The organism is Ruegeria sp. BE9 (assembly GCF_056538765.1).
Genome location: NZ_JBQFTS010000013.1, coordinates 21,308 through 43,489, shown reverse-complemented (window position 1 = coordinate 43,489; position 22,182 = coordinate 21,308). Strand labels below are relative to the sequence as shown.

General features: G+C 56.1%; 18 protein-coding genes and 1 tRNA gene. 11 read left to right on the top strand and 8 right to left on the bottom strand.

Annotated features, from left to right (window positions below; all coding sequences use genetic code 11):
* Both ACR0EO_RS21970 and ACR0EO_RS21965 read left to right on the top strand, forming a co-directional pair.
* Positions 1-1,104, top strand: a 1,104-nt coding sequence (locus ACR0EO_RS21970; RefSeq protein WP_480693046.1) for a COG4223 family protein, incomplete at its 5' end; no start/stop codon positions are given.
* A gap of 10 nt (positions 1,105-1,114) precedes the next feature.
* Positions 1,115-2,629 (top strand): heme biosynthesis HemY N-terminal domain-containing protein, encoded by a 1,515-nt coding sequence (locus ACR0EO_RS21965; RefSeq protein ID WP_480693045.1) that lies wholly within the window; start codon positions 1,115-1,117, stop codon positions 2,627-2,629.
* Here the strand turns inward: ACR0EO_RS21965 and ACR0EO_RS21960 are convergent.
* Genes ACR0EO_RS21960 through ACR0EO_RS21950 form a run of 3 tightly spaced genes read right to left on the bottom strand, consistent with a single transcriptional unit; the run spans position 2,626 to position 5,718 of the window.
* Entirely contained in the window at positions 2,626-3,660 is a 1,035-nt protein-coding gene (locus ACR0EO_RS21960; RefSeq protein ID WP_480693044.1) for an ABC transporter substrate-binding protein, read from the bottom strand. The two genes, ACR0EO_RS21965 and ACR0EO_RS21960, sit on opposite strands and share 4 nt — an antisense overlap.
* Positions 3,657-5,054, bottom strand: coding sequence for a sensor histidine kinase N-terminal domain-containing protein (locus ACR0EO_RS21955; RefSeq protein ID WP_480693043.1), 1,398 nt, complete (start codon positions 5,052-5,054; stop codon positions 3,657-3,659). The genes ACR0EO_RS21960 and ACR0EO_RS21955 overlap by 4 nt, the downstream gene beginning before the upstream one ends.
* Positions 5,047-5,718 carry a response regulator transcription factor gene (locus tag ACR0EO_RS21950; RefSeq protein ID WP_480693042.1) on the bottom strand — a complete coding sequence of 224 codons (672 nt, stop codon included), beginning with the start codon at positions 5,716-5,718 and terminating at the stop codon, positions 5,047-5,049. The genes ACR0EO_RS21955 and ACR0EO_RS21950 overlap by 8 nt, the downstream gene beginning before the upstream one ends.
* Before the next feature lie 160 nt (positions 5,719-5,878).
* Between ACR0EO_RS21950 and ACR0EO_RS21945 the strand changes: the two genes are divergently transcribed.
* From ACR0EO_RS21945 to ACR0EO_RS21930, 4 genes are all read left to right on the top strand, one after another.
* The gene (locus tag ACR0EO_RS21945; protein WP_480693041.1) at positions 5,879-6,847 is read left to right on the top strand and encodes a Bug family tripartite tricarboxylate transporter substrate binding protein; all 969 of its coding nucleotides are present in this window, start codon (positions 5,879-5,881) and stop codon (positions 6,845-6,847) included.
* 79 nt (positions 6,848-6,926) lie between these two features.
* Positions 6,927-7,358 carry a tripartite tricarboxylate transporter TctB family protein gene (locus tag ACR0EO_RS21940; RefSeq protein WP_480693040.1) on the top strand — a complete coding sequence of 144 codons (432 nt, stop codon included), beginning with the start codon at positions 6,927-6,929 and terminating at the stop codon, positions 7,356-7,358.
* 10 nt (positions 7,359-7,368) lie between these two features.
* Entirely contained in the window at positions 7,369-8,907 is a 1,539-nt protein-coding gene (locus ACR0EO_RS21935) for a tripartite tricarboxylate transporter permease (RefSeq protein WP_480693039.1), read from the top strand.
* Positions 8,908-9,122: 215 nt separating this feature from the next.
* Positions 9,123-9,575 carry an SRPBCC family protein gene (locus tag ACR0EO_RS21930; RefSeq protein ID WP_480693038.1) on the top strand — a complete coding sequence of 151 codons (453 nt, stop codon included), beginning with the start codon at positions 9,123-9,125 and terminating at the stop codon, positions 9,573-9,575.
* A gap of 71 nt (positions 9,576-9,646) precedes the next feature.
* Here ACR0EO_RS21930 and ACR0EO_RS21925 read toward each other — a convergent pair whose 3' ends face one another.
* From ACR0EO_RS21925 to ACR0EO_RS21910, 4 genes are all read right to left on the bottom strand, one after another.
* Entirely contained in the window at positions 9,647-9,835 is a 189-nt protein-coding gene (locus ACR0EO_RS21925; RefSeq protein ID WP_480693037.1) for a hypothetical protein, read from the bottom strand.
* 688 nt (positions 9,836-10,523) lie between these two features.
* Entirely contained in the window at positions 10,524-11,237 is a 714-nt protein-coding gene (locus ACR0EO_RS21920; protein WP_480693036.1) for a hypothetical protein, read from the bottom strand.
* A 6-nt stretch (positions 11,238-11,243) separates the two neighbouring features.
* Positions 11,244-11,507 (bottom strand): spike base protein, RCAP_Rcc01079 family, encoded by a 264-nt coding sequence (locus ACR0EO_RS21915; RefSeq protein WP_480693035.1) that lies wholly within the window; start codon positions 11,505-11,507, stop codon positions 11,244-11,246.
* 906 nt (positions 11,508-12,413) lie between these two features.
* A tRNA-Leu gene (locus ACR0EO_RS21910) sits at positions 12,414-12,500 on the bottom strand.
* Positions 12,501-12,699: 199 nt separating this feature from the next.
* On the opposite strand from ACR0EO_RS21910, the gene ACR0EO_RS21905 reads away from it, so the two are divergent.
* Positions 12,700-13,683 carry a complex I NDUFA9 subunit family protein gene (locus tag ACR0EO_RS21905; protein ID WP_480693034.1) on the top strand — a complete coding sequence of 328 codons (984 nt, stop codon included), beginning with the start codon at positions 12,700-12,702 and terminating at the stop codon, positions 13,681-13,683.
* Here the strand turns inward: ACR0EO_RS21905 and ACR0EO_RS21900 are convergent, their stop codons facing one another.
* Entirely contained in the window at positions 13,684-14,487 is an 804-nt protein-coding gene (locus ACR0EO_RS21900; RefSeq protein WP_480693033.1) for an undecaprenyl-diphosphate phosphatase, read from the bottom strand.
* A 230-nt stretch (positions 14,488-14,717) separates the two neighbouring features.
* On the opposite strand from ACR0EO_RS21900, the gene ACR0EO_RS21895 reads away from it, so the two are divergent.
* The 4 genes from ACR0EO_RS21895 (at position 14,718) to mtgA (ending at position 22,153) form a co-directional block, all read left to right on the top strand.
* The gene (locus ACR0EO_RS21895) at positions 14,718-16,151 is read left to right on the top strand and encodes an NAD(P)-dependent oxidoreductase (protein ID WP_480693032.1); all 1,434 of its coding nucleotides are present in this window, start codon (positions 14,718-14,720) and stop codon (positions 16,149-16,151) included.
* A gap of 27 nt (positions 16,152-16,178) precedes the next feature.
* On the top strand, positions 16,179-16,613 hold the full coding sequence (locus ACR0EO_RS21890) for a GFA family protein (RefSeq protein ID WP_480693031.1): 435 nt from the start codon (positions 16,179-16,181) through the stop codon (positions 16,611-16,613).
* Positions 16,610-21,142 (top strand): glutamate synthase large subunit, encoded by a 4,533-nt coding sequence (gene gltB / locus ACR0EO_RS21885; RefSeq protein WP_480693030.1) that lies wholly within the window; start codon positions 16,610-16,612, stop codon positions 21,140-21,142. The genes ACR0EO_RS21890 and gltB overlap by 4 nt, the downstream gene beginning before the upstream one ends.
* Positions 21,143-21,418: 276 nt before the next feature.
* Positions 21,419-22,153 carry a monofunctional biosynthetic peptidoglycan transglycosylase gene (gene mtgA / locus ACR0EO_RS21880; RefSeq protein WP_480693029.1) on the top strand — a complete coding sequence of 245 codons (735 nt, stop codon included), beginning with the start codon at positions 21,419-21,421 and terminating at the stop codon, positions 22,151-22,153.
* The last annotated feature ends 29 nt before the right edge of the window (positions 22,154-22,182 follow it).

The window sequence follows — 22,182 nt, the reverse complement described above, 5'->3', positions numbered from 1 at the left end:
GAAGCCGAAGCCGAAGCCGAAGCCGAAGCCGAAGCCGAAGCCGAAGCCGAAGCCGAAGCCGAAGCCGAAGCCGAAGCCGAAGCCGAAGCCGCACAAGAGGAGCCTGCTGCCCCGGTTTCAGAAAAGCCCGACGACCGCAAAGAGGAAAAACGCAGCGGTTTTGTGCCAGCTTTGATTGGCGGTGTAATTGCGGCAGGGATCGGATTTGCAGCCGGTACCGCCGGTATGTTCGGTTCGGACAATTCGGACGCACTTGCCGCTTTGGAAGCGAAACTCAAGGAACAATCCAGCCAGATCGAAGCGCTGACGAATTCGCTGTCGGACAGTTCTGATGTGGATAGCAAAATCGCTGCGCTGACAGATCGGGTCACGCCACTTAGTGCGGAACTGACCAACCTAAAATCCAACCTCGACGGCTTGTCGGGTAAAATCGATCCATTGGCCAGCCGTTTAAGCGATCTGGAAAGTGGCGCGTTGACCCAAGGAGCGTCGCCCGAGGTTTCAGCCGCTTTTGAGGCAGAGCTGAAAAAACTTCAGGATTCGCTGGCTGCTCAGCGGGCCGAAGTCGAAAAAATGGTCTCTGATGCGCAAGCTCTTGAAACCAAGGCGGCGGCTGATGCGCAAGCTGCTTCAAATGCAGCCGTCCTGTCGCAGATCAATGGTCAATTGGATGCCGGGCAACCCTATGACGGACTGATCGCCGAATTGACCGCCGGAGGTGTGACAGTTCCCGATGCATTGTCTGCGCCTGCAGGCGAAGGTGTAGCAACTCTGGCTGAGTTGCGTGAGACATTTACGCCAGCAGCGCGTACTGCTCTCGCGGATGCAAGGGATGCCGACAAGGGCACAGGTTTGGTCGCCTTTCTGCAACGTCAGACTGGTGCGCGGTCAGTGACGCCGCAAGATGGGGATACCCCCGATGCGATCCTCTCACGTGCGCAAGCCGCGCTTTCGGATGGTGATATCTCGGCCGCTTTGAACGAATTGAAATCCCTTCCTGACACGGCGCAAGATGCACTTTCAGATTGGGAAAAGGCGGCTCAGACGCGGGTTGCCGCCGTGGACGCCGCAAATGCGCTGCAATCCAGCGTAAACTCGAACTAAAGGACCTGCCATGCTGTGGTCACTGTTAAAGATCCTTGTTTTTGTAGCGATTGTTGGCCTGCTGGCCGTGGGCGCGATGTTCCTGATGGACACCAGCGGCGGCGTGCAGATTACGGCTGGAGGCACTGAGTATACTCTGGGGCCGTTGCAATCGGTGATCGCGCTGGGCGTTTTGGTTTTCGCAATATGGGTGTTTTTCAAGCTACTGACCCTTTTGATTGCGACCCTCAAGTTCCTAAACGGAGATGAAACGGCCCTGTCCCGGTATTTTGACCGCAGTCGTGAGCAGCGTGGCTATCAAGCGTTGGCAGATGGATTGATGGCGCTGGCCTCGGGCGAGGGGCGCGTGGCTATGACCAAGGCGCAAAAAGCCGAGAAATTGCTGAACAAGCCTGAGTTGACCAATCTTCTGGTCGCCCAGGCCGCTGAGATGAATGGTGACACCAAAAAAGCGTCAGACACTTACAAAAAGTTGGTTACCGACAATTCGACGCGGTTTGTCGGCGTACGCGGCATCATGAAACAGAAGCTGGCCGAAGGGGATGATGAAACCGCCCTTAAGCTCGCTGAAAAGGCTCTAGCGATTAAACCGCGGCACGCTGAAACGCAGGACATTTTGCTTGGCCTACAGACTAAGTCCCAAGACTGGACCGGCGCACGTTCGACACTTACTGCCAAGCTGAAGGCCGGCCACCTGCCGCGTGACGTTTTCAAACGCCGCGATGCGGTGCTTGCGTTGTCTGAAGCCAAGGACATTCTGGACGAAGGTGCGACGGTCGAACAGCAGGAGCACGCGATTGAGGCCAACCGCCTGTCGCCCGATCTGGTGCCCGCCGCTGCGATGGCCGCGCGAGCTTATATTGAAAAAGGCAAGCCGCGTGCTGCGACTAAGATCCTGAAAAAAGCGTGGGAGGCTCAGCCACACCCGGATTTGGCCCACGCATTTGCCGAGATCGAACCAGATGAGACGCCTGAGGCGCGGATCAAACGCTTTACAGCTCTGACCCGTATTCACCCTGAGAATCCTGAAACCCGCCTGATCCTGGCCGAGCTTAACATCGTGGCCGAGGACTTCCCCGAAGCACGCCGAGCGTTGGGTGACGTTGTCGAAAAGCAAGCTGATGCACGCGCTTACACGCTCATGGCCGCGATCGAACGTGGCGAGGGTGCCTCTGACGCTGTTGTGCAGGGCTGGCTGGCCAAGGCGCTGAATGCGCCACGCGGACCGCAATGGGTTTGCAACAATTGCCACGACATTCAGCCCGAATGGGGCCCAGTTTGTCAAAACTGCAATAGCTTTGACACGCTCAGTTGGCAAACACCCCAAACACCTGAGATCGCAACCGCTACCGGTGTTCATATGCTTCCGCTGATCGTCGGTGCGCTCGAGGACAAATCAGAGCCTGATGGAGAGGTCGAGCCTGAGGTGGATGAAGCTGAAGAAGTTGCCGACACTGACATCATAGAGATGGAGGCTGAGCCGGTCCGCCCTGATGTGGAACCAGTGGTCGAGAAACAGGTCTAACGGGCAGTTTCTACGTCAAAAGCGTTGTTCCAGATCTTGAACAATTCAGCACGTCGGATTTGATCCCGCGCGACTAATAGTGCGGGTGAAAGGGCAATGAACCGGCGTGCGCTTGGGGGCAAACCCGTTTCGGAGGCGTCCATGCGTGCAACCAGTCCTGCAGAGGCCAAAAGGTTCTGTGCCTCAGGCGAGAGCAGGAAATCCAGAAGATCGGTCGCAGCGTCTTTGTTTTCGGCCTGAGCCGGGATCATGAATGCGCGGGACAGGACCAGAGTGTAATCCTCTGGCAGGATTACACCAACGCCGGGTGCATCTGCGTTGGCCACATAAGATCCCAACACGTTGTAGGCGATCAGAAACCGACCTTCAGCCACATCGCGGATAATCTCGGAAGAGCAACAGGTGGCGACGGCGTCGATCCGAGCAAAACCTTCGATCAACGAACCGAAAGTTGTGGCTTCAAGACTATCACCATAGGCAAACAAATACCCGAGACCCGAGGCGGCAATGTCGTAGGTTGCTACACGTCCCCGCAACAATTCGGGTTGTGTGCGCATGGCGTCCAGCAGGGCAAAACGGCTGCGAGGTACGTCCTGATCGTCAAGCAGGGCTTTGTTATAGGCGATGACAGCGGGCTCTGTTGTTATGCCCCACAGCTCGTTCCGCCATCTGCGCGCGTCCGGTAGCGCATCAGTCAACGGAGATCGGTAACGATGACCGCACGCTGAATTCACAAGCCATACCATTTGCTGGATCGCTGAGGAAAACACCACGTCTGCGGGGTTCTTACCGCCTTTGCAGACCGTGCGGCTGTGCTGGAACAGCGCGTTCGATCCCCATTGCTCGTAAGTAATCAAAAGCGCAGGATGCAGCTCGGCAAACCGCTCTAACACCGGTGCGATGATGGCAATATCGGTGGTTGAACGAATTAACATCGGCTCGTCACCGCTGCCGAAGCTCGCGCTTGCTTCCTGCGCGCGCAGTGCGCTGGGCAGGGCCAAAAGCAGGCAGACTATCAAAGCGCGGATCATTCCATCCCCCTTGCCGGCATGCGTGGAAAGCTGAGTGCGGCGCGAAAACCCGCTTCGTCGCGGGCCATCTCGACCTTGCCGTCAAATGCCTCGGCTGTGGATTTCACGATGGATAGGCCCAGACCTGTGCTGTCCTCGCTCGAGCCGCTTGTGCGGTTGAACCGGTCACCGATGCGGTCCGAGACAGGATTTGCAGGACCTGTGCCATGATCACGAACCCAAAGAATGGCGCGTTGGTTTTCCAGTGTCGCCCCAATTCTGACAGGTGGCTGACCGTGGCGCAGCGCGTTTCCCAGAAGGTTCTTGGCGGCTTCTCCAAGTGAAAATGCGTCGGCATTAACGAACACCGGGGTTTCGCCGATCTCAAGCCGTACCTCGACACCGGGCGCAACCAGTTCGTGGTCGCTTTGCTCTAACACATCCAGCGCCACCTCGCGCAGGTCCACAGGCAGCCGCGGTGCGCTGTCTATGCGGTGGATCACCATGGCGCGAGACAGCAGTTGGTCCAGCAGAGTACCGAGCGATCGCGTACGTCCCAGCAACCGGTCCAGTGCTCGTTTTCGGACCGGTGGATCAGGGTCATCCTGTGCGATTTCGGCCTGTACCCGGATCGCCGCAACTGGCGTCCGCAGCTGATGGGCGGTGTCGGCGATCAGGTTGCGCATCGTGTTTACCTGCCGGTCCAGACGTCCCATGAAACGGTTCATCGCGGTCAACATAACCTGCAGTTCGCGTGGCAACCCTTCGCTCGCCATCGGCGTAAGGTCGTGCGGATCACGCCGGATAAGGTCATCGGACAATGCTTCGAGAGGGCGCAAGGCAGATCGGGTGACGAACCATGACATGATAAGCAGCAAAATCCCGGCGATGGCCATTGGCAACAGGGCGTCCCGCATTAGGCCCGCCGTCATGGACTGGCGCGCGCGCAGGGTTTGACCAACCAGAATTTCGACCTCACCCGAAAATTCCCTTTCGGCAAACAAGCGGGCAACGCGAACAAAGCGTGCGGGCTCTCCGTTAAGATCAGCCGCAAAGTACAAGGGCGTCGTATCGGATTGTTGCGGGACTTCGATCACCGTGTCACGGTCCAGTCCGGTGATAAAGGCGCCGTTCGGGACTTGAACCGCGTAGAAAATGCGATCATCCGGAGCCTGCGCCAGCAACTGAAATGCGGAAACCGGCAGATCGACGATTGGCTCACCTTCCTGAATTCGAACGGATTCGGCGATATCACTGGCCGCGCCTAGCAGCAGTCGATCATAGGCTTGCCGCGCCGCCAGCCTGCCATTTGCCCAGATCGATAGCGCGACCAGGCAGCCGCCCAGCACAAGGATCAGCATCACGGCGCTGAGAACCCGTGCGGTCAGGCTGTGGGGCACGTACAGTCTAGCCATCCAGGCCAATCCGATACCCAACGCCCCGCTGGGTCGAGATGTTGACTGCGCTGCCAGAGAACTTCTTGCGTAAGCGGGCGATATACAGCTCGATGGCATTTTCGCCGACATCGGCGTCCTCGAAGCCATAAAGCGAGTCGTAAAGCCGCGTTTTGGACAGGTATTGCCCCTCATGCCGGATCAACGCGTCCAGAACGGCGGCCTCACGGGCGGTCAGATTCAAGCGCTTTCCATCCAAAGTGGCGCTGCGGTCCTTTGGGGCATAGATCAATGGGCCCAGCGTGATTTGTTCGCTCTTGCGGTCGGCATCGCGACGCACCAGAGCGCGAAGGCGAGCTTCCAATTCACGCTGGTCGAATGGCTTGCCCAGATAATCGTCCGCGCCCTTGTCCAATGCAGCCACGCGATCCTCGACCGAGGTGAGCGCCGTCAGCATCAATACGGGTATGCGGTCACCCGAAGCGCGGATTTTGCCCAGAAAGTTCAGGCCGGATCCGTCGGGCAAGTTGATGTCCAACAACATGGCGTCATAACTTTGTACTGCGCGGAAATCACAAGCGGATTCCACGGTGGTGGCCAAATCGCATACCACCCCAGACCGGGCGAGATGGGCCACGACACCCTCTGCCAGATCTTCGGCATCTTCGATCATCAATACGCGCATGACTCCTCCCAAAGTCGAACGCCGGAACCGTGACAGGTTCGTGACAGCATTATTCGGTAAACAAATTCAACCTGCAAGGAAAGGCCACGCGCCGTGATCCCTGCAGGCACCGGTTTCGGCTGTGGAACACAGCCCAAAAAGACCCGAGGAGGAGACACGAATGAAACTGTTTGGAACCAGTGGCGCGATTGCGGCTGCTGTCTTTGCACTGTCCGGCGTAGCCGCCAGCGCGCAGGAATGTATCGCACCGGCAAACCCCGGCGGCGGCTGGGACTTCACCTGCCGTCAGGTTGGTAAATCACTGCAGGATCTGGGCCTGATCGACCAGACTATGCAGGTGGTGAACCTTGCTGGTGGCGGCGGTGGCGTGGCCTTTGCCGAAGTAGTGAACAAGCGCGGTGACGACAACGAACTGATCGTTGCGGCCAGTGCGGCCACTGCGACCCGTCTTGCGCAGGGCGCGTATCCCGGAAACACCATGGATCAGGTCCGTTGGCTGGCCGCCATTGGCGCGGACTATGGTGTGATCGCCGTTGCGGCCGACAGCTCTGTGAACACTCTGCCCGAGCTGCTGGACCAGATCAAAAACGATCCCGCTGCCGTTTCCGTGGCAGGCGGATCTGCCGTGGGTGGCTGGGACCACTTGAAGGTGCTGATCGCTGCGAATGCCTATGGCATCGAAGATGTCAGATCCGTCAAATACATCGCCTTTGACGGCGGTGGTGAGGCTGTAACCCAGCTCCTGGCCGGTTCTGTGCAGGCCTTCACAGGTGACATTTCCGAGGCCAAAGGTTTTGTGGACTCTGGCGATATCAAGGTGATCGCTGTTCTGGCCCCAGAACGTCTGCCCGGCGAATTCGCCGATTTCCCAACAGCCAAAGAACAGGGCGTTGACGCTATTGGCGCAAACTGGCGCGGATTTTACGCTCCGGGCGGCATGACCGATGAGGCCTATGGTGACTGGGTCGGTAAGATCGGTGATCTATACGCCTCGGATGAATGGAAAGAGGTCATGGCCGCAAATGGTTTGGCCCCGCTGGATCTGCAAGGTGCGGCGTTCCAGGACTTCGTGGCTGAATCTGTAGGCCAGATCCAAACCATCTCGAAAGAGATCGGGATCATCAAATAACCACTCACCAAGACCCGGGCGCGGAATCAGTTATCCGCGCCCGGGTCCACAAGTTTTACCCGAAAAATAGGAGACACCGATGAGTGACCGCATCTTCGGGGTCGTCGGACTGCTACTCGCCATCGGATTTGCCTTTTCCGCTTTGGCGATTGAAGAGAGCTTTCTGTCCGATGCCGTTGGACCCAAAGCTTTCCCTCTGATCATCGCCGCCATTCTGGGCCTGTCGAGCATCGTCATTGCCTTGCGCCCCGATTCCGAACCCGAGTGGCCCGCGCTGAGCCGTCTTGTCGAGGTCGGCGCCGCTGTTGTGATGATGATCCTTTACGCCGAACTGTTGCCAGAGATCGGCTTTGTCATCGCCACCGCTTTTGCCGCCACCTATCTGGCTTGGCGTCTGGGCTCTGGCCCGATTGAAAGCGTGTTGGTGGGTATCGGCACATCTGTCGGTATCTACGTCATTTTCCACTTGGTTCTGGGCCTTTCGCTGGCCCGCGGCCCACTGGGATTCTGAGGAACAGACTATGGAAACTTTTGCATCCCTCGGAGACGGTTTCGCCATCGCGCTGACATGGCAGAACCTGATGCTGGCCCTGCTGGGCTGTTTTCTGGGCACGATCATGGGCGCGCTGCCCGGTCTTGGCCCATCAAACGGCGTCGCAATCCTGATCCCGCTGGCGTTCACACTTGGGCTGGGGGCGACGCCCTCGCTGATCCTGCTGACTAGTGTTTATTACGGAGCAATGTACGGGGGGCGGATCTCTTCCATCCTGCTGAACATACCCGGAGACGAGCCTGCCATGATGACCTGTCTGGACGGGCATCCGATGGCTAAAAAGGGCTTTGCCGGTGAGGCGCTGTCGCTGTCCGGTATCGCATCGTTCGTTGGCGCGTTTTTGGCCACTTGGGGCCTGATCTTCCTTGCGCCGCAGCTGGTGAAGATTGCGCTGCTGTTCGGACCGGCTGAGTATTTCGCTCTGTTCGCGTTGGCCTTCATGACACTGGGCGGCGTGTCCTCGACCAATCAGGCGAAATCCGCATTTGCCGCGGCGCTGGGCCTCGGATTGGCGACGATTGGCGTCGATACTCAAACCGGTGTACCGCGTTTCACTTTTGGCGAAGTGCACTTGTATGACGGCCTTGACTTCCTTGTGGCCATCGTTGGCCTGTTCGCCCTGTCCGAAGTGTTCATCTTCCTTGAACACCGCCACGGCGGGTCGGATGCCGCTGGCCGTAAGTTGAAAATCGGGCGTCTCTACCCGCCGATGTCGATGGTCAAGAAATGCACGCCAACCATGCTGCGGACATCGTTCCTGGGATTTATCGCTGGTGTTCTGCCGGGGGCCGGGGCCTCGCTGGGTTCGTTCATTTCGTATTCGATGGAAAAACGGCTGGTCGACAAAGAGAACACCTTTGGTACCGGTGATCCACGCGGTGTTGCTGCGCCCGAGGCCGGGAACAATGCAGCCGCTGGGGGAGCCTTGGTGCCGATGCTGGCGCTGGGCGTTCCGGGGTCGGGAACAACGGCTGTATTGCTTGCTGTGTTGCTGGCGCTGAACATTACACCAGGGCCGCTGCTGTTCACTCAGAACCCGGATGTGGTCTGGGGGCTGATCGCGGCGCTGTTCATTGCAAACTTCATGTTGCTGGCGATGAATATCCCGATGGTGGGTTTGTTTACCCGTGTCCTCATGATCCCTTCTCGCATCCTGATGCCGATCGTGGCGATGGTCAGCTTTGTCGGTATCTACGGTATCTCCGGCTCTAGCTTTGATCTTCTGGTGATGATCGGTTTCGGTGTCATGGGCTGGGTACTGCGCAAACTCGACGTACCGCTGGTGCCGATCATTCTGGGCACGCTGCTGGGCAATTCGATGGAGAACAACCTGCGTCGCGCAGTAACGATCGACAACGGCAATTGGTGGACCCTGATCGACAGCCCGCTGTCCATTGCACTGTGGTCCATCGCCATCATTGGATTTGTTTTGCCCCTGATCGTTGGGGCCCGTGTCAAAGCCAAGATGCACCAGCGCCGGGATGAGGAAGGCGCGATCAGCGACTAAAGAAAGGGCGCCGCCGGTTATGCACTGGCGGTGCCGACACTCAACCTTCTCAATCACTTTCTCCATCTCAACCCTAGTGTTTCTAAGGTCGGTTTTTTTGCTAAACTACTGCAAACGCAGCAAGTTCTAACAGGCGCACAAAACAAGCTCTGGAAAGATGAAGTGGAAACTGTAACTCTGATTATCTAGGGTGCAGATGACCGAAGGAAGCGCGTATGGAACTTAGTGATGAAATCCGTATCTCGGCACCGCGTGATGCGGTGTTCAAAGCTCTGAATAATCCCGAAATCCTGCAAGAATGTATTCCGGGTTGCGAAGAGCTGGTTCAGAACTCTCCGGAAGAGCTTGAAGCAAAAGTCGTTCTGAAAATCGGACCAGTTAAGGCAAAGTTCGCCGGCCAAGTTACACTGGACAACTCCAAAGCACCCGATGCGTTTTCATTGACCGGTGAAGGAAAGGGCGGAGCTGCGGGTTTTGCCAAGGGCGGGGCCGACGTGACGCTGACAGAAGACGGGGATGAGACGGTGCTGTCCTATACCGCCAAGGTTGATGTCGGCGGTAAGATTGCTCAGTTGGGCAGCCGTTTGATCTCGGGGACGGCCAAGAAGCTGTCTGGCAAGTTCTTCACCCGTTTCGGAGAGATCGTGTCCGAGCAGTCGCCGTCCTGACGGCTGTGGGCTTGGTGCGCTCTACGCAAAAGCTCAGGTTTTCCTGATCAGCACCCAAACAAAGCTTTTCATCACTTGCGCCGTGTCGGAAGATCGTCCTGCTTTTCTTTCAGCACGTTCTTGAACAGAGCGGTGAGTTCGGACTTTTCGATTTGAGGCAACGTGCGCCCCATGTCCAAAGGCTTTCTGTTTTCGCTAGTCATGGAAACGCGTGTCGTTTTTGCCGTCTTTAAACGATTTAGAAATAGCTTCAGGCGCATAGTGATTATCCTTGAATTCAAATCTAAAAAATGTGCCGCTGCAGACCCGATCCGAACTCTGGGCGAGGGCTCAAGGATCATTCATCCGTGAGTGGTTGGTCCGCAGCGACACTGTGCATTTAAGAAAGGTGTTTTTTGTGGCTAGGGGGAAGAATCTCAGGATTTGCATCATTAATTTATCGTCCGGTCAAAAAAATGATGTGAACCTTACGTTTACGTCAATCAGTTAAGGTCTGACCGGCGAAAACCGACGCTACGTCACTTGAAATGGTGGTCAGAAAAAGTGCGGGGAGCGCTGATTCAGCTGGCTCAGGGCAACGTATTCGGGGGTCTGAAAACTACAGAAAGAAGCCGGTCTTAAGGTGAATGATCGAGGAATATCGAGATTTGCAGAGATTTGAGGTAAAAAACCTGCAAGAATGTAAACAGTTGAACGCCCGGCGCTATGAGCCGGGCGAGAAAAAGTAAGATGTTACCGGAGCGGAAGCCGGTGTTTAGGGGGTAGGCTGATTTCCAAGGTTTTAATCGACGTTCTAGCGTTTTTCCTGCTGGTCGCGGCGCTATACCTTACTTTTCAGGCAGGAGCTTTTCAGAACGATCTAACGGACGGCGAAAGTAAGCCGCCCGTTGTTGTATTTGGCATCGCCTTAGCATTGGTCGCCTATCTGCTTTTGGTGTTTGCGTAATACTAGGCCGAGCCCTTTAGACAGGAAGCGAGTTTCGCGGTTTCGGCAGTTCCCAAGTTGCGATCAAACAGTACGAACCCCCTTAACAGGCCGTCGAAACGAACATTCAAGCTGAAGCGTGCCCCGATTGTCAGGCTGTTGATTGAGTGTGTTCCTACGTTATGTGGTCCGAAATCGGAACCGTTAAGGCGCACATCAGATTCAACTCCGTCAAACTTTGCGACGACTATGTTAGGTGCAGCTTCCGCAACCGGCCCCAATACAACGTCTGAGCCTCCGAATTGATGCAAAGAAAACGCTTCATAACGCAGCGAATTCCGACCGCTGGAATCCGCGCCATCCGTTAAATAGCAAGCGGCCCTTGAGCCGGTTGAGAATGAAATTCCCTGCGTCGAGGGTTGGCTCAGAGACTGAGGGAAGGTCACAGATAAATAGTCGTCCACGCCATCAAATTGCAGCCAATGATGGGTTCCATCCGTCTGGTATGTGGGGCGGAAGCTATTGTTAGCAGTTTGCAGGGCATCATAGCCATTGCCGCTCTTGTCATTAATGCGGGCGACAGGATCGCCCGAGGTCATGACCGGAATGGTTCCCGCAGCATCTTGAAACATAGTGGAGAGGTCGGACGGGTCGAGCCACGAGATTGGGGCCAGCGACTCAATACCCTCGTTACGCTTCCGCGATCCCGCCGAGATGGTTAAAGACAGACCTATCATCCCTGATCACCACAGGGCGAGGATAGAGCTTGCCGTTGTCCCGGTTTCCAGAACACGGGAGAACCTGCCGGGCAGAAGAAAGCCGCTTGGGACATTTTCATATGTTTCCGTATGGCCAAAAACCGTGGTGGCGCGAATGCTACCGCCTGATCCAACCCAAAGAGCGCGAGTGGCGGTTTCTAGATCTTGAGTGTCACTTACGGTGACCGCAATGTGGTGCCCTTGTGGACTGTCCAGTCCGGCTTGATGATTCTTGAAGTCGTCAGACATGGAACTCTCCGAAATTGTTTGAGAACTGGCATGAAAGGCAAACCTGCCGACAACCTTTTAAAGAGAGATTTCCAGACCGAACGGTAGGGTTCAGCTATTGGTCTTGACGTAACGATTTCTACGTTTGCACTGTTGGAAGGTCACAACCTGATGCCGTCGCTAGCGGTCTTAAAAAGATCCTGATCTATCGACTTAGGGGATTAACCCCCAAAGCTTCAAAGTGGCGTTATCGTTGTATTCTCTACGCTAATAGCCAGCACGAAATTCAACTAAACGGCATATGTTAAACAAGTTGTCATAGGAGCTACCAAGAACTGGATAGCTCAAGAATTTCACATGGCAGAAATCAGTGCGCTCGCGGCCCCGACAAAGCCTGCCACGGCCACCACACTCGCCAACAGTATGCAGAAAACTTCTAATACACTGAGCTTCATTTTGACCCCTATCAAAACGGTCTGCATGGGATAGATCAATTCGGTTATGCAGCAAAGTAGGGTTAACTTTACGTAGCGGAAACTTGCTGTTTGAGCAGCGCAAAATTGCTTACAGAGCAAGCTTTATTCGAGAAGAGGCGAGCCCAAAAAGCTTATCCCAAGAACGACTCGATCTGGTGAAAGGCTCCTTAAATAATGGGCCTGTGATGCTATGAATCTGAAAAGCAAAAGAAAACACGTTCGCCTTGCAGCGTGAGCGGTACAATTTCCAGTGCTTACGAAACCACTTTGCTTTCCAAAACTGTTTACTCCTAATGCAAAGCAGATGAGCGGATTTGTACTTTTGACAATCGCGACACCGAAAACGATGATCGAAATCATCAATGGAAACAGATTCATGATCACCTTAGTTGGGAAATCGACACGGAATCCTGACGAACGATTGTGGAATTTAGTCTTTTGTCGGGGGATTTGGTGCCCAGGAGAGGACTCGAACCTCCACGTCCATACGGACACTAGCACCTGAAGCTAGCGCGTCTACCAATTCCGCCACCTGGGCAGGTGTCGTGGAGGGGCGTTTAAGCCTACTGGCGAGGGGCGTCAACTAGATTCGGGAAGATTTTTGAAAGTTTTTTGACCGCCAACCAAAAGCACCTGTATTGCACTGTTTTTTTCACAGACACGCGGCGTTATTGCGCCTTGTTTGAAGGGGCGTAGAAAGGTAAATCGGATCAAGACCCACTAGCAGGAGCCCCCTCATGTCCAAAATGGTCACGATTTATGGCGGATCGGGATTTGTCGGCCGATATATTGCGCGGCGCATGGCGAATGAAGGGTGGCGCGTGCGGGTTGCAGTGCGGCGCCCCAACGAGGCGATGTTTGTCAAACCTTACGGCGTTGTAGGCCAGGTCGAACCCATTCTTTGCAACATTCGCGACGATGCTTCTGTTGCCTCTGCTATGCACGGCGCAGATGTGGTTGTGAATTGCGTGGGTGTGTTGAACGAGCTTGGTAAGAACGAGTTCGACAAAGTGCAGTCCGAAGGCGCTGAACGGATCGCCCGTTTGGCGGCAGAGGGCGGTGTCCAGCGAATGGTCCACATCTCGGCCATTGGCGCCGATGCAGAGTCTGATAGCGAGTATTCACGAACAAAGGCTCAAGGTGAGGCTGGTGTGCTGACCCATATGCCTAACGCTGTGATTTTGCGGCCCTCGGTCATTTTCGGGACCGAAGATCAGTTCTTTAACCGATTTGCCGGGATGACCCGTATGGGACCATTCTTGCCCTTGGTTGGTGCCGAAACGAAGTTTCAGCCGGTTTACGTGGATGATGTGGCCAAGGCGGCTGTCAAAGGTGTTCTCGGCCAGGCAGAGGCCGGCGTTTATGAGCTGGGCGGTCCAGAGGTTAAGTCCTTCCGTGCGCTGATGCAGCAGATGCTAGAGGTAATTCACAGACGCCGTGTCATCATCGGGATGCCGTTCTTTGTGGCCAAGATCATGGCAGGCGTTCTGGATATCGTGAAGTTTGTCAGCTTTCAGCTATTCCCGAACCACATTCTGACTCGTGACCAACTGAAGAACTTGCGTCGTGACAACGTTGTGTCTGAGGGTGCAAAGGGCTTTGCAGATTTGGGCATTGAGCCGGCCACTTTGGAATCCATCCTTCCTGAGTATCTGTGGAAGTTCCGTCCTTCGGGTCAGTACGACGACATCCAGAATTCGGCCGGCAACCTGCGTATCTGATCAGCTGTAAGCGATCACCAGTAGGATGGTGCCAAGTATTACCCTGTAAATAACATACGGGGTGAAGCTAACGCTGCGAAGCAGACGCATCATCAGGCTCAGCGCCAGAAGGGCTGAGATAAAGGCGAAAAACGCCGCGATTGCTCCGTCAATGGCAAGTTGTGCATTTGCTTCACGGATCACATCGACAGAAAGCAAGGTTCCCGAAGCCAGAATAGTCGGGATAGACATAAGCATTGCGATCCGAGCGCCGTCTTCGCGTGTATAGCCCAGCTGTCGGGCTCCGGTGATTGTGATGCCTGACCGGGATGTGCCGGGAATCAACGCCAGTACCTGCCATAGCCCCATGATCAAGGCATCGCGCGCGCCCCATTCTGTGGCTTTTTTAGTTTGAGAACCTTTCTGGTCCATCCAATACAGAAGAATTCCAAAGCCAAGCATCGCCCAGCCGATTACCGCCATCGATCTTAGTGAGTTACTTAGTCCTGTCTTGAACAGAATGGCACCGACGATGACGGTAGGAATCGTTGCAATGATCAGGCCCATGGCAAGTTGGGCTTGTGGGGTATCCGTGCGACCGGTCAATGCGCGAGGTAATCCGGCGACGGCTTGTTTGACGTCCGACCAGAAATACAAAATTACGGCGCCAAGTGTCCCGACATGCACGGCCACGTCGATCGCTAGCCCTTGGTCGTCCAAGCCAGTCAGGCTGGGCAAAAGTATTAGGTGTCCCGAGGATGAAATCGGCAAAAACTCAGTGATGCCCTGAATAATGGCTGCGAGAATCAACTGAAAAAAACTCATAATACTGCCCGTGCTGCCGTCACGTGTTCTATGCGATCAATGCGTATAAGTGTGGTGCCAAAAAGGAAAGTGCGCATATAGGTCCGAATCGGAACTAAAAACATCGATAAATTCTGCAGACTTGAGTTCAAGGCCAGATTTTTTTCAAAATAGGTCAGCACAATTGACTTTTCATCTGGTCGCGCATCTCTTAAAGAAACTCGACCAAGCCAATTCATGGAGTCTGACCCGTGGCCAAGCAACCGATGCTGAAATTTGTGCAGATCGACCGCGTCATGCCGGAAAAGCGTGCCGCTGATGACCGCAAAGCGGACTTTGACGAAATCTATGCTGAGTACGCGTCCGCAAAGGCGGAAGAGCAAGCCAGCCGCTGCAGCCAATGTGGCGTGCCATATTGTCAGTCGCATTGCCCACTGCACAACAATATTCCTGACTGGCTGCGCCTGACCGCAACAGGTCGTTTGGAAGAAGCCTATGCAACCAGCCAGGCCACCAACACCTTCCCCGAGATCTGTGGTCGCATCTGCCCTCAGGACCGTTTGTGTGAAGGCAATTGCGTAATCGAACAATCTGGCCACGGCACAGTCACCATTGGCACCATCGAGAAATACATTACCGATACCGCATGGGACAAAGGCTGGGTAAAGCCGGTTGCACCCGCAGCTGAGCGCAGCGAAAGCGTTGGCATTATCGGTGGCGGCCCCGGCGGCCTGGCTGCGGCAGACATGCTGCGCCGCGCCGGCATTCAGGTGACTGTATATGACCGCTATGACCGTGCGGGCGGCCTGCTGATGTACGGTATTCCGGGATTTAAGCTGGAGAAAGACATCGTACAGCGCCGGAATGACTTGCTGGCTGATGGCGGTGTTGAGTTCGTTTTGAACTGCGATGTAGACGCCGAAAAATTTGCAGAAATCCGAGCCAAGCACGACGCCGTAATCATCGCGACCGGTGTTTACAAATCGCGCGACCTGTCCATGCCAGGAAGCGGTCTGGCTGGAATCGAGAAAGCGATCGATTTCCTTACAGCCTCGAACCGCAAAAGCTTTGGCGATGCTGTCGAGGATTTTGACAACGGTCGCCTGAACGCCAATGGCAAGAAGGTTGTCGTCATCGGCGGTGGTGACACTGCGATGGACTGCGTGCGGACCTCGATCCGCCAAGGCGCGACCTCAGTCAAATGTCTGTATCGCCGTGACCGAGCCAACATGCCTGGTTCGCAGCGAGAAACCCAAAACGCTGAAGAAGAAGGCGTCGTGTTTGAGTGGCTGAGTGCTCCCAAAGGCTTCACTGGAGACGACAAAGTCGCTGGTGTGATGGTGCAGAAGATGCGTCTGGGGCAGCCCGACGCCACAGGCCGCCAAGCGCCCGAAGTGATCGAAGGTGCGGACTATGTCGAAGATGCCGATCTGGTCATCAAGGCGCTGGGCTTTGAGCCCGAAGATCTGCCGACCCTGTTCGGTCAGCCCGACCTGCCCGTAACGCGTTGGGGGACCGTTAAAGCAGCCTTCCAGACAGGTGAGACCGAGATGGATGGGGTCTACGCCATCGGTGACATCGCACGTGGTGCCTCGCTGGTGGTCTGGGCGATCCGCGACGGCCGCGACTGCGCCGATGCGATCATCGAACGGTTCAACGCCAAAGCTGCGGTAGCAGCTGAGTAAGCCAACGCCCAGCGACAGGAGGGTTTTATGCCTGAATTGCAAGGCCAATGTATGTGCGGTGCGGTCACTGTGACCGCCACACCAGCGAAGGAATCGCTGGGTGCTTGTCATTGCGATCAGTGCCGCGGCTGGACCAGTTCGATGCTGGTGACGTTTCAGGCTGAACCCGGCTATGCCGCGTTGGGTCCAGTCAAGACTTTTACGTCCTCCGACTGGGCCGAGCGCGCGTTTTGCTCGGATTGTGGATCGGCGCTGTGGTACAGAATTACACTGCCCGGCGAGATGCACGGACACACAGAAATGGCGGCTGGCCTGTTCGACGACACGGGCCTCAAGCTGCAACTGGAACTTTTTATCGACAAAAAGCCCGACGGGTACGCGTTCGCAGGTGAACGCAAGCAGATGACCAAAGCTGAGGTCGAAGCGATGTTTGCCCAGCCGGAAGAAGGAGACAGCCAATGACCAAATATGATTCCGATTGGGTGCGGGCCGAAGAAGCCAAACGCAAATGGATGGCGGAAAATGGTCTCTATTCAGAAGAAGAAGAGCATTCTTCCTGCGGTGTAGGCCTTGTTGTATCCGTTGATGGTAAGCCGTCACGCAAGGTTGTGGATGCAGGGATCGACGCTCTGAAAGCGATCTGGCACAGGGGCGCTGTGGACGCCGACGGTAAAACCGGCGATGGCGCGGGTATCCATGTGCAGATCCCGGTTCCCTTCTTTTATGACCAGATCCGTCGCACCGGTCACGAGCCCAACCTGAACGAGTTGATCGCGGTTGGTCAGGTATTCCTGCCCCGCACAGATTTCGGCGCGCAAGAAAGCTGCCGAACCATCGTGGAAACCGAAGTCCTGCGCATGGGTTACTACATCTATGGCTGGCGTCACGTGCCGGTCGATGTGACCTGCCTGGGTGAAAAAGCTAACGCGACCCGTCCTGAGATCGAACAGATCCTGATCTCGAACTCGAAAGGTGTGGACGAAGAGACCTTTGAGCGTGAACTGTATGTGATCCGCCGCCGCATCGAGAAAGCCGCAGCCGCCGCTGGTATCTCCGGCCTGTATCTGGCGTCGCTGTCCTGCCGCTCGATCATCTACAAAGGTATGATGCTGGCCGAGCAGGTTGCAGTTTTCTACCCCGACCTGATGGATGAGCGCTTTGAATCCGCGTTTGCGATCTATCACCAGCGTTACTCGACCAACACCTTCCCGCAATGGTGGCTGGCGCAACCGTTCCGCATGTTGGCCCATAACGGTGAGATCAACACGTTGAAAGGCAACATCAACTGGATGAAGAGCCATGAGATCCGCATGGCCAGCGGCACCTTTGGTGACTACGCCGAGGATATCAAACCGATCATCGCAGGCGGGTCGTCGGATTCCGCTGCATTAGACTCTGTTTTTGAGGTTCTGGTGCGCGCGGGCCGCTCGGCCCCGATGGCGAAAACCATGCTGGTTCCGGAGAGCTGGTCCAAACAGGCGGTCGAACTGCCGCAGGCGTGGCGCGACATGTATTCCTACTGCAACTCGGTGATGGAGCCATGGGACGGCCCCGCCGCTTTGGCAATGACCGATGGTCGTTGGGTTTGTGCTGGACTCGACCGGAACGGCCTGCGTCCGATGCGTTACGTTGTGACCGGCGACGGTCTTGTCATCGCGGGCTCAGAAGCTGGCATGGTGCCGATCGATGAGGCCAGCGTGACCGAGAAGGGCGCTTTGGGTCCAGGGCAGATGCTGGCCGTGGATATGAAGAAGGGCAAGCTCTACCGCGACACCCAGATCAAGGACAAACTGGCGCGAGCGCTGCCGTTTGGTGAATGGGTCGGCAAGATCAATGACCTTGATGAATCACTGGCAGGTGTAACCGAAGCTCAGATCTTCTCGGGTGAAGAACTACGCAAGCGTCAGATCGCAGCGGGTTATTCGGTTGAAGAACTGGAACAAATCCTTGCGCCAATGGCCGAGGATGGCAAAGAGGCGTTGGCCTCGATGGGTGACGATACTCCGTCGGCGGTTCTGTCAAAGAAATACCGCCCACTCAGCCATTTCTTCCGCCAGAACTTTAGCCAGGTTACCAACCCGCCGATCGATTCACTGCGTGAATACCGCGTGATGTCGCTTAAAACGCGGTTCGGTAACCTAAAGAACGTGTTGGATGAAGACAGCAGTCAAACCGAAATTGTTGTGCTTGGCAGCCCTTTTGTTGGCAACGCGCAATGGGACAAGCTGGTTGAAACCTTTGGGTCCCCGCTGGCTGAGATTGACTGTAGCTTTGAACCCGGTCGGGGTGCGCTTAGCGCCGCTTTGGCCCGTGTTAGAGCCGAAGCAGAAGAGGCCGTGCGCTCGGGTGCGGGGCATCTGGTACTGTCCGACATGAACTCGGGCGAGGGTCGTGTGGCAATGCCTATGATCCTAGCGACCAGCGCGGTTCACTCGCATCTGACCCGTCAGGGGCTGCGTACCTTCTGCTCGCTGAACGTACGTTCCGCAGAATGTGTGGACCCGCATTACTTTGCGGTTCTGATCGGCTGTGGTGCGACCGTTGTGAATGCCTATCTGGCCGAGGATTCGCTAGCCGACCGCATCGACCGCGGGTTGTTGGACGGCACCCTGACCGAAAACGTGGCGCGTTATCGCGAAGCCATCGATCAGGGCCTGTTGAAAATCATGGCCAAGATGGGGATTTCGGTGATTTCCTCGTATCGCGGTGGTCTGAACTTTGAGGCTGTTGGCCTCAGCCGCGCCATGGTAGCCGAGTACTTCCCGGGCATGACCAGCCGGATTTCCGGCATTGGTGTCACCGGTATTCAGACCAAGGTTGAAGAAATTCACGCCAAGGGCTGGGACAGCGGTCTGGACGTGTTGCCCATTGGTGGTTTCTACAAAGCGCGGAAATCGGGTGAGACCCACGCGTGGGAAGCCACGTCTATGCACATGATGCAGATGGCCTGTAACCGCGCATCTTACGAGCTTTGGAAGCAATATTCGGCCAAGATGCAGTCGAACCCGCCGATCCACTTACGCGATCTGATGGACTTCAAACCGTTGGGCAAGCCGGTGCCAATTGAAGAGGTCGAGTCGATCACCTCGATCCGCAAGCGGTTTGTGACACCGGGCATGTCGCTAGGCGCGTTGAGTCCCGAAGCGCACAAGACGCTGAACGTGGCGATGAACCGGATCGGCGCGAAATCCGACTCGGGTGAAGGTGGAGAAGATCCTGCACACTTCGTGCCGGAGCCGAATGGCGACAACCCGTCGGCCAAAATCAAGCAGGTGGCCTCAGGTCGGTTCGGTGTAACCGCCGAGTACCTGAACCAGTGTGAAGAGCTGGAGATCAAGGTGGCCCAGGGTGCGAAACCTGGTGAGGGTGGTCAGCTGCCGGGCATGAAGGTTACCGACTTGATCGCGCGCCTGCGTCACTCGACCAAAGGCGTTACGCTGATCTCGCCACCGCCGCACCATGACATCTACTCGATCGAGGATCTGGCGCAGCTGATCTACGACCTCAAGCAGATCAACCCGCGCTGTAAGGTGACGGTCAAGCTGGTGGCGTCCTCGGGCGTTGGCACGATTGCAGCCGGTGTGGCCAAGGCAAAAGCGGATATTATCCTTATTTCGGGTCACAATGGCGGTACCGGAGCATCGCCCGCGACCAGCATCAAATACGCTGGCTTGCCGTGGGAGATGGGCCTGACCGAGGCGCATCAGGTCCTCGCGATGAACAACCTGCGCGACCGTGTGACACTGCGGACCGATGGTGGCCTGCGCACCGGGCGCGACATCGTCATGGCTGCGATGATGGGTGCCGAGGAATATGGCATCGGCACCGCCGCTTTGATCGCGATGGGCTGTATCATGGTGCGTCAGTGCCAGTCGAACACCTGCCCGGTTGGCGTGTGTACGCAGGACGAAGATCTGCGCGCCAAGTTCACCGGCAACGCGGACAAGGTCGTCAACCTGATCACCTTCTACGCGCAGGAAGTGCGCGAGCTGCTGGCCAGCCTCGGCGCGCGTTCGGTGGATGAGATCATCGGTCGTGCAGACCTACTGGCTCAGGTCAGCCGTGGCTCGGCCCATCTGGACGACCTGGACCTGAACCCGCTGCTGATCACTGTCGATGGCGCTCAGGACATCGTCTACAACCGTGACAAGGATCGCAATGCGGTGCCAGATACGCTGGACGCCGAAATCGTTCGCGATGCGGCGCGGTTCCTGAAAGACGGTGAAAAGATGCAGCTGTCTTACGCGGTGCAGAACACGCACCGGACCGTGGGCACACGCGTTTCCAGCCATATCGTTCAGAACTTCGGTATGCGGAACACGTTCCAGGACGACCACCTGCATGTTAAACTGCAAGGCTCGGCCGGTCAGTCGCTGGGGGCCTTCGCTGCTCCGGGTCTGAAGCTGGAAGTGTCGGGTGACGCCAACGACTATGTCGGCAAAGGTCTGTCGGGTGGCATGATCGTCGTGCGCCCACCGCAGGTCAGCCCGTTGAAGGCGGATGACAACACCATCATCGGCAACACCGTTCTGTACGGAGCCACCGATGGTCACCTGTTCGCGGCTGGCCGCGCGGGTGAGCGGTTCGCGGTTCGGAACTCGGGCGCCAAGGTTGTGATCGAGGGCTGTGGCTCGAACGGGTGTGAATACATGACCGGCGGAATCGCAGTGATCCTCGGCGATATCGGCGCCAACTTTGGTGCGGGTATGACGGGCGGCATGGCCTATCTGTACGACCCCGAAGGCAAGGCCGAGGCGCTGATGAACATGGAAACGCTGGTGACCTGCCCGGTGACCGTTGACCATTGGGAAGATCAACTCAAGACGTTGATCGAAACTCATCAGGCCGAAACCTACAGTCGCAAGGCTGCGGACATTCTGCAACACTGGGATGTTGAGAAAAGTCACTTCCTACAGGTCTGCCCGAAAGAGATGCTGAACAAACTCAGCCATCCGCTGACCAATGAAGCAACAGCGGTTCCTGCCGAATAAGCAGCCGTTGATAGAAAGGCCTAAGAACCCGCGTGCCATCAATACACGCGGGTTTTCCTTTGGTATTTTGGATCTTGGAGCCGGATACTGGTAGAAAGCTGGTGTTCATTGTCCCAGTGGGCGTTCAGACGTGCGCTTACAATCTGCCTGCGTGTGTTCAGATCTTCGAATTAGTTCGTCTGTTCAGAAAATACTCTGTTGTATTGCTCTGCTGCTTGGGGTGCTTTGGCGATATAAATCGTTCCAAACATGGCCGCTGCATCGTATAGCAACAACATGGCAAAAAAAGCAGTACGCAAGTCGAGCAGTAAAAAAAGCAAAGCGTCAAAGGCAAAGAATAGAACACCCTTACGAATTCGCCGTTGGGTGACCCGTGCCTTATTGGGTATGGTCGTCTTTATCGTCGGGCTGGTGGCCCTGTATTCGGTCGTGAACCCGCCAGTAACACACACAATCTGGTCCGAGTGGCGCCGGTTGGGCAAGGTTCAGCGAGAATGGGTACCGATCGAAGAAATATCGCCGGTGATGGCGCGATCGGTTGTAGCCGCCGAGGATGCGAACTTTTGTTTGCATTGGGGCTTTGATGTAGAAGCCATTCGGGAAGCGCTTGAAAATGGCGGCACGCGCGGGGCGTCTACTATTACGCAGCAGGTCGTGAAGAACGTGTTCCTGTGGCAGGGTCGCAGTTGGGTACGCAAGGCGCTGGAAACCTCAATCACGCCGGTTGTTGAAGTTTTCTGGAGCAAACAGCGTATTCTTGAGGTGTACCTGAACGTGGCGGAAACCGGCCAAGGTGTGTTTGGTGTCGAGGCCGCAGCCCAAACCAATTTCAACGTCCCAGCGGCCCAGCTTTCACCGGTACAGGCCGCCCGCATCGCAGCGATTTTGCCATCACCCCGGAAAAGATCGGCCATAGACCCTTCGGTTCGAACCCGTAGGCGAGCGGCTTCGATCCTCGATGGGGCGGCCACCATCCGCGCAGATGGTCGCGCAGATTGTTTCGAGGATTGAAACTCAACACCTCTCAGGGCTAAAGCTGG